This window comes from Photobacterium iliopiscarium, from assembly GCF_003026395.1.
Lineage (GTDB): Bacteria > Pseudomonadota > Gammaproteobacteria > Enterobacterales > Vibrionaceae > Photobacterium > Photobacterium iliopiscarium.
The window spans coordinates 45,038-51,882 of sequence record NZ_PYOO01000020.1 but is presented as its reverse complement, the minus strand read 5'-3'; the positions used below and the strand labels follow the sequence as shown (position 1 = coordinate 51,882).

The 6,845-nt window shown below is 39.3% G+C and carries 9 protein-coding genes; 2 read left to right on the top strand and 7 right to left on the bottom strand.

Annotated elements, in window-relative coordinates; genetic code table 11:
* Nucleotides 1-1,256, top strand: a 1,256-nt coding sequence (locus C9J51_RS18300; protein ID WP_456107123.1) for an Orn/Lys/Arg family decarboxylase, incomplete at its 5' end; no start/stop codon positions are given.
* Between the two features lie 64 nt (nt 1,257-1,320).
* The gene (locus C9J51_RS18295) at nt 1,321-1,503 is read left to right on the top strand and encodes a hypothetical protein (RefSeq protein WP_146149927.1); all 183 of its coding nucleotides are present in this window, start codon (nt 1,321-1,323) and stop codon (nt 1,501-1,503) included.
* A 55-nt stretch (nt 1,504-1,558) separates the two neighbouring features.
* Here the strand turns inward: C9J51_RS18295 and cspE (C9J51_RS18290) are convergent, their stop codons facing one another.
* The 7 genes from cspE (C9J51_RS18290) to ftnA form a co-directional block, all read right to left on the bottom strand.
* Entirely contained in the window at nt 1,559-1,768 is a 210-nt protein-coding gene (cspE, locus tag C9J51_RS18290) for a transcription antiterminator/RNA stability regulator CspE (RefSeq protein ID WP_011218617.1), read from the bottom strand.
* 213 nt (nt 1,769-1,981) lie between these two features.
* A complete protein-coding gene (locus C9J51_RS18285) occupies nt 1,982-2,191 on the bottom strand; it encodes a hypothetical protein (RefSeq protein WP_045032057.1) in 210 nt (69 codons plus the stop codon).
* Nucleotides 2,192-2,545: 354 nt separating this feature from the next.
* Nucleotides 2,546-2,752, bottom strand: coding sequence for a transcription antiterminator/RNA stability regulator CspE (gene cspE / locus C9J51_RS18280; RefSeq protein ID WP_036789206.1), 207 nt, complete (start codon nt 2,750-2,752; stop codon nt 2,546-2,548).
* Nucleotides 2,753-3,133: 381 nt separating this feature from the next.
* Nucleotides 3,134-4,321: a BaiN/RdsA family NAD(P)/FAD-dependent oxidoreductase gene (locus tag C9J51_RS18275; RefSeq protein ID WP_045039801.1), complete on the bottom strand. Its 1,188-nt coding sequence runs from the start codon at nt 4,319-4,321 to the stop codon at nt 3,134-3,136.
* A 146-nt stretch (nt 4,322-4,467) separates the two neighbouring features.
* Nucleotides 4,468-5,577, bottom strand: a complete 1,110-nt coding sequence (locus C9J51_RS18270) for a mechanosensitive ion channel family protein (RefSeq protein WP_107275266.1) — start codon at nt 5,575-5,577, stop codon at nt 4,468-4,470.
* 146 nt (nt 5,578-5,723) lie between these two features.
* Complete coding sequence (uspB, locus tag C9J51_RS18265) at nt 5,724-6,062, bottom strand: universal stress protein UspB (protein WP_045039802.1); 339 nt, start codon at nt 6,060-6,062, stop codon at nt 5,724-5,726.
* Nucleotides 6,063-6,134: 72 nt separating this feature from the next.
* A complete protein-coding gene (ftnA, locus tag C9J51_RS18260) occupies nt 6,135-6,665 on the bottom strand; it encodes a non-heme ferritin (protein ID WP_045038468.1) in 531 nt (176 codons plus the stop codon).
* Nucleotides 6,666-6,845: the final 180 nt, after the last annotated feature.

Genomic DNA, 6,845 nt, shown 5'->3' with positions numbered 1-6,845 from the left:
GCTCTAGCCGTATTCACATGGATGAAGCATGGTTTGGTTACGCACGTTTTAACCCTATCTACAAGGGTCACTACGCAATGCGTGGCGATGCTAAAGACCATACTGGTCCTACAGTATTTGCAACACATTCAACACACAAGTTATTGAATGCCTTATCTCAAGCATCATACATTCACGTACGTAACGGTGAGAACGCGATCAACTTTGACCGTTTCAACCAAGCTTACATGATGCACACTTCAACATCGCCACTATACGCAATCTGTGCGTCTAACGATATTGCAGCAAACATGATGAAAGGTGAAAGTGGTTTATCGCTAACTAACGAAGTGAACCGCGAAGCGATCATCTTCCGTCAGAACATGCGTCAACTATTTAACGAATACACTAGCGAAAAAGACTGGTTCTTCAAACCTTGGAATGCTGAAACTGTTACAGAAATGAACGGTGACAAGGTTAATTTCGAAGACGCTTCTGTTGAGTCACTAATGACTATCCAACAGAACTGGAAACTGACTCCTGGTGACAAGTGGCACGGCTTTGACGAAATCGACAATGACTGGTGTATGCTTGATCCAATCAAAGTTAGCTTGCTAACTCCGGGTCTTGATGACAACGGTAACTTCCTAGAAACAGGTGTTCCAGCAGCACTTGTAACGGCTTACCTAGGTCGTTTCGGTATCGTACCAACACGTACAACTGACTTCCAAGTAATGTTCCTATTCTCAATGGGTATTACTAAAGGTAAGCGTGACACATTGATCAACACATTGTTGTCATTCAAACGTCACTACGATGCTAACGCAGACATCGAAACACTATTACCTGAACTAGTCGCTTCTGCTCCAGAAGTTTACCGTGGTCTTGGTCTGAAAGACCTTGGCGAGCGTATGTTCAAGTACCTAGTACGTCACAACCCAAGCCAAGTGCTGAACCACGCTTACTCAAGCCTTCCTGTAATGGAAGTGAAACCACGTACTGCTTACCAGTTCGTCGTATCAGATGATGTAGAGCTAGTGGCTTCGGATAAACTTGTTGGCCGCGTTGCAGCGAACTCTGTTATCCCTTACCCACCAGGCATCCCAATGCTTATGGGTGGCGAAAACTTCGGTGATGATACAAGTCCTCAAATCCAGTACTTGAAAGCACTAGAAGCATGGGACGCTGAGTTCCCTGGTTTCGAACACGAAACTGAAGGCGCAGAAATCGAAGACGGTAAATACCACGTTCTTTGTATCAAAAAAGAAGCACTATAATCGCCTAATGCGCTAATGTGACTACCCTACCAATCCCCCGCTGATAATAAGCGGGGGATTTTTTTTGTCGGTAATTTTGCAGGATGTGCAGGATATGCAGGATATGCAGGATATGCAGGATATGCAGGATATGCAGGATATGCAGGATATGCAGGATATGCAGGATATGCAGGATATGCAGGATATGCAGGATATGCAGGATATGCAGGATATTCTTAGAAAACGTGTCCGTAATAGCAATGTATAGATATAAAAAATGCCGGCCTTAGCCAGCATTTTTATTATTTATCCGCGAGGATAAATTAGATAGCTACAACGTTCGCAGCTTGCAGACCTTTTTGGCCTTGCTCTACTTCAAAAGACACTTTTTGGCCTTCAGCAAGCGTTTTGAAGCCTTCTGAAGCGATAGCACGGAAGTGAACGAATACGTCAGCACCGCCGTTGTCTTGAGTAATAAAACCAAAACCTTTCTCTTCGTTAAACCACTTAACGATACCTGTTGTATTAGACATAATGTGTCCCTTAACTTAAATGTAATTATATTATTGCGTAGCGTAATAATCTGAAATGATAATATTTATATAAGTAATAATCTTCGCGTAATCACTATAACAATACCGTGTTGTTATAGAAGGCATTCAATACTTACATAATCATTAAATAATGTCATTTGGCGAGATAAGACATTTAATTAAAATCATTTCTTAATTAAATCCCCTGAGGTATTAATAAGAAATGTAGAAATTACCAATTACTTTATTGCTGCTGTTCGTTATGTTGCCTGCGGCTGTTTTTTCACAGTAACTAAATGATATATCTAGATTATCCACATTACCGTTAATAAGAATATGACGTTTTAACACATCACTATTTAACTGGTGAATATTGGCAGTCCAAGCACGTTGATCTTTTACTAAATTAAAATTTACTATCATTGTTTAACCTCTTGGTTTTCGTTTGAATTTACAGGGTTTTCTGGGCGAGTTTGTTGGAACCAAAACCGCTTACGGCCTAATGAACGAGACATAAGTATCCTCAATTGTTTATGCGTAACAAAATATTAAGACGATAAAATTCATCTAAATCTTTTCTACGGATTAAGTATTAAAATGCTATTTATAATAATGTAACGAAGAAAATAAGGAACGTAACGACAGATGCAGATGCAGATGCAGATGTTGGAAGTGTTTTATATTTCGATGATATTGTATAAATAATTTTTTAGTTAAAATGCATGTTATTAAAAGTGACGCAAACGGTACTGCTACCATTTGCGTCGACTTAAAATATTATAAAGCTACAACGTTTGCAGCTTGAAGACCTTTTTGGCCTTGCTCTACTTCAAAAGACACTTTTTGGCCTTCAGCAAGAGTTTTGAAACCTTCAGAAGCGATTGCACGGAAATGAACGAATACGTCAGCACCGCCATTGTCTTGAGTAATGAAACCGAAACCTTTCTCTTCGTTGAACCACTTAACGATACCAGTAGTAGACATAATGTGTCCCTTAATATTGGATTAAAATTCATAATATTTATCGTGATTATATCACGATGCACTGAGAGCTTGAATTATTGAATGTGACTATGAAGCTAAGGGAAACACTAAGGAATGCAACAATAACGAAGATATTCTGAGGGTTTTTCTTTTACTTGATGTTTTCATTAATAACTCCGAACAACAGAGCGACATCATTATTATGTGGTTAGCAATTATTGTAAAGATTTATTTTGCACAAACACATCAAATAAAATACAACCAATTGATATTACTTAAAAAGATTTTATTCCTCTTTAAGCAATATCGATAAAAAAACACCATTTTGGATAAAATTTGAATCTTTTAAAGAACAAAAACGCTTAAGTTATCGTTCAAATATCATGCATTTTGACCAGCAACATACCCAGAACTCCAAGCCCATTGAAAGTTATAACCGCCAAGCCAACCGCTAACATCCATCACTTCACCAGCAAAAAACAGACCTTTGATTTTTTTAGATTCCATAGTTTTTGATGATAATTCATCAGTATCAACCCCACCTAACGTCACTTCAGCAGTGCGGTAGCCTTCAGTGCCATTTGGCGCAATGTTCCATTGATGAAAATAGGTTGCTAACTGCTCAAATTCTTTGTGATTAAGTTGCTTTAATGGCTTATCAGTAATATCACCACGAGTAATTAGCACCTCAATTAGACGCTTAGGCAACAAGCGCGATAAGGTGTTTTTTAGACTCTGATTGGGATGCTGTTCACGTAATTCAATTAACGTATCAGCCAAATTAAGCGTCGGTAATAAATCAATACTCACTTTTTGACCTGGCAACCAATAAGATGAAATTTGCAGTACCACAGGGCCCGATAAGCCACGGTGGGTAAATAATAAATTTTCTTTGAAACTGGTACCGTCAGCGGTTGTGATCACAGCGGGTACAGCAATACCCGATAATTCTTCAAAAGCGTCTTTATCTTGTTTATGAAGCGTAAATGGCACTAATCCTGCTGTGGTTGGCACCATTTTCAAACCAAACTGTTCAGCAATTTGATAACCAAACGGGGTTGCACCCAATTTAGGCATCGACAAGCCACCAGTAGCAACCACCAGCGACTCACAACTGATAGCATCACCATTAACAGTGAGGCTAAAACCAGCCTCTTGCTGCATAATTGACGTAATCTCAGCCTGATAACGTAAGTTGATATTAGGCAAATCACATTCTGCCACCAACATTTTGACAATGTCTTTCGCTGAATCAATACAAAATAACTGACCGTGATCGCGCTCTTCGTAGTCAATTCCATGCTGACACACTAAGCCGATAAAATCCCATTGGCTGTATTGCGATAATGCTGATTTAACAAAATGGGGATTACGACAAACATAATTATTGGCGGCAACATCATTATTAGTGAAGTTACAACGACCACCACCTGAAATTAAAATTTTACGGCCGGGTTTCTTACCATGATCGAGCACTAACACTGAACGTCCACGTTTACCCGCAGCGGCAGCACACATTAAACCTGCCGCACCTGCACCAATAATTACTACATCATACTTGTTTGCCATGAATTTCAATCAGCCTTTAATTTCACTCAATAAACGCAAAAAGGATGCTAACGATTAGCATCCTTTTTCTATAGTCGTGGTTATTTTACCTACCTCTACGCTCAATACCAACCGCTATCCAAGAACAACTATTTATTCGATAAAAATCAAGCTTGTTGCTGATTTTCAATAGCGGTTAATGCAGTAATAGCGGCTGTAGGCATGTCTAAGGTCGTAGTAGGGAACGCGAAATCAGCACCATGATGATGTACTATCTCGACAATTTTCAGCATCACGTCTTGCTGAACCGCTTTGTATTTGACCCAATCAACCGTTTTGGTAAAAGTGTAAACCAAAATATTCAATGATGAGGGGCCATAAGTGTCAAAACTCACAATCAAGGTTTGACGGGTTTCAATATCAGCATGGTTTTGGAGCATTTTTTTTATATCATCAACCACCAGCCCGACCACCGACGCATCGCAATAACGCAAACCAACACTTTGTTTAATACGACGATTCTGCATTCGTGAGGCGTTTTCCACTACTACCGAGCTAAAAACCGAATTTGGCACATACAGTGGTCGCTTATCAAAGGTACGAATCACTGTCATTCGAAACCCAATTCGCTCAATCGTGCCTTCTATTTGGCGATCAGGACTACGGATCCAGTCACCCACTTTAAAAGGGCGATCAAAATAAAGCATCATCCCACCAAAGCAGTTAGCCAATAAATCCTTAGCTGCCATACCGACCACTAAGCCACCGACACCACCAAACGTTAACAGCCCCGACAAACTTAAGCCGAAGTTCTGCATCACAATTAGGCTGCTCAATACCATCACAATTAAGCGTAGTATTTTTGAAATAGCAGTTACTGTCGTGGCATCGCGATGGGGACGGTTATCTAATATTGTCTGTTCAATATTGGTGATCAACCGCATCACGATCCAAATAAAGACCCCGACCAATAGTAAATGACGCAATAAGGCCAAGAAACCACTGGAATAAGAAGTGACGTTATCAACCATAATGCCTAATGCCATCAAACCCGGCCACACCCAAATACATAATGAAACCGGTGTTCGAACAGCATCAATTAAAGCATCATCCCAAATTAAATGGGTTTTACTTGCCATGGTCGCTAAGCGGCGCGAGAGTAATAGCCACCCACACCACAATAACGTACTCAACAGTATTAACAGGCCAATGTTATACATCCAATTAACAGATGCTCCTTTTTCAAGGGATGACCACCAGATGATAAATTGATCCATAACGACTTAGTTTCCGATACTGAATGAGTAAAAAGGTGCTGTGATTGATAAGCTGTGGTTATATCAAGACCCATGATATAACACTGAATGGGGATAGAGCAAAGAAAGTGCCACTAGGAAAGTGACACCTAAAAAGAGATATGTATTTAAAGCCCGAGAAAGGCTACTGCAAAAATAGCCACAAAAAAGGTAATCATAAAGGTACTCGCCAATACAAACAATTTTCTGACTTTCATACACTTAGCTATAAAAAGCGGATCGTGATGTTTTTTATACTGCTGGCTACGAATATAATGAAATAAGCGAATTTGTTTACTGACATTACCTTGCGAAGAAAAGAAACCACGCCCGTCGACCTGTTGATATAACAACGGATCACAGTCTCGCATCACCACTAACAAACAACGTAATGTACTGATATATCTACAAGTATTAACAGTTGCCACCACAAAAATCGCAACCAAAAGTGCATCACCACTGATCATAGTTATCCCCTTTATATATCACCGCCTTAATAGGGATAAAAGGGGCGATATGACTACGCCCCAAAAATCACTTTAAGCTTGTGAGTCCATTACCGATGTTGGTGCTGATTCACCTTTCGCCATCGCAGCTAAATCTTTATCAATAAAGAATAGCGCTTTGCCATCTTCACCAACTAACTCAATTTTATCTAAAATGCCTTTAAATAATTTTTCTTCTTCGTGTTGCTCTGACACATACCACTGTAAGAAATTAAACGTTGAATAATCTTGAGTAGAGAATGCAACGTGGGCTAATTCATTAATTTTTTTAGTGATAAGTTGTTCATGCTCGTAGGTTTCACGAAATACATTACCAAGAGAAGCAAACTCATGCTTTGGTGCTTCAATAGTACCTAAAATAGGTAATGCACCCGTTTCGCTCACATAAGTAAACAAGCGTTGCATATGTTGCATTTCTTCAGCAGCATGTACACGTAAAAACGCAGCAGCACCTTCAAAACCTTTGTCTTCACACCATGCACTCATTTGCAGGTATAAATTTGAAGAAAAGAATTCTAAATTAATTTGCTCGTTAAGATTTTCAACCATTGCCTTAGCTAACATTGCACGACTCCTGTTTGTTTAAGTGTAATCAACACATTGTCACTGTGCATTGTTAAGAATGCAACAAATGAACAAAACACCCTTGATAAGGGCGCTACTGTTAGTATAAACCACTAAAATAACAATAAAAATGACTCAACGTTTACGAAAAATAATTAACCATTTCGTAACCTATAGATG

Excerpts from the sequence above, each read along its gene's own strand:
- C9J51_RS18275 (WP_045039801.1), bottom strand. The coding sequence starts at position 4,321 with ATGGCAAACAAGTATGATGTAGTAATTATTGGTGCAGGTGCGGCAGGT.
- cspE (WP_036789206.1), bottom strand. The coding sequence starts at position 2,752 with ATGTCTACTACTGGTATCGTTAAGTGGTTCAACGAAGAGAAAGGTTTC.
- ftnA (WP_045038468.1), bottom strand. The coding sequence starts at position 6,665 with ATGTTAGCTAAGGCAATGGTTGAAAATCTTAACGAGCAAATTAATTTA.
- C9J51_RS18285 (WP_045032057.1), bottom strand. The coding sequence starts at position 2,191 with ATGATAGTAAATTTTAATTTAGTAAAAGATCAACGTGCTTGGACTGCC.
- uspB (WP_045039802.1), bottom strand. The coding sequence starts at position 6,062 with ATGATCAGTGGTGATGCACTTTTGGTTGCGATTTTTGTGGTGGCAACT.
- C9J51_RS18270 (WP_107275266.1), bottom strand. The coding sequence starts at position 5,577 with ATGGATCAATTTATCATCTGGTGGTCATCCCTTGAAAAAGGAGCATCT.
- cspE (WP_011218617.1), bottom strand. The coding sequence starts at position 1,768 with ATGTCTAATACAACAGGTATCGTTAAGTGGTTTAACGAAGAGAAAGGT.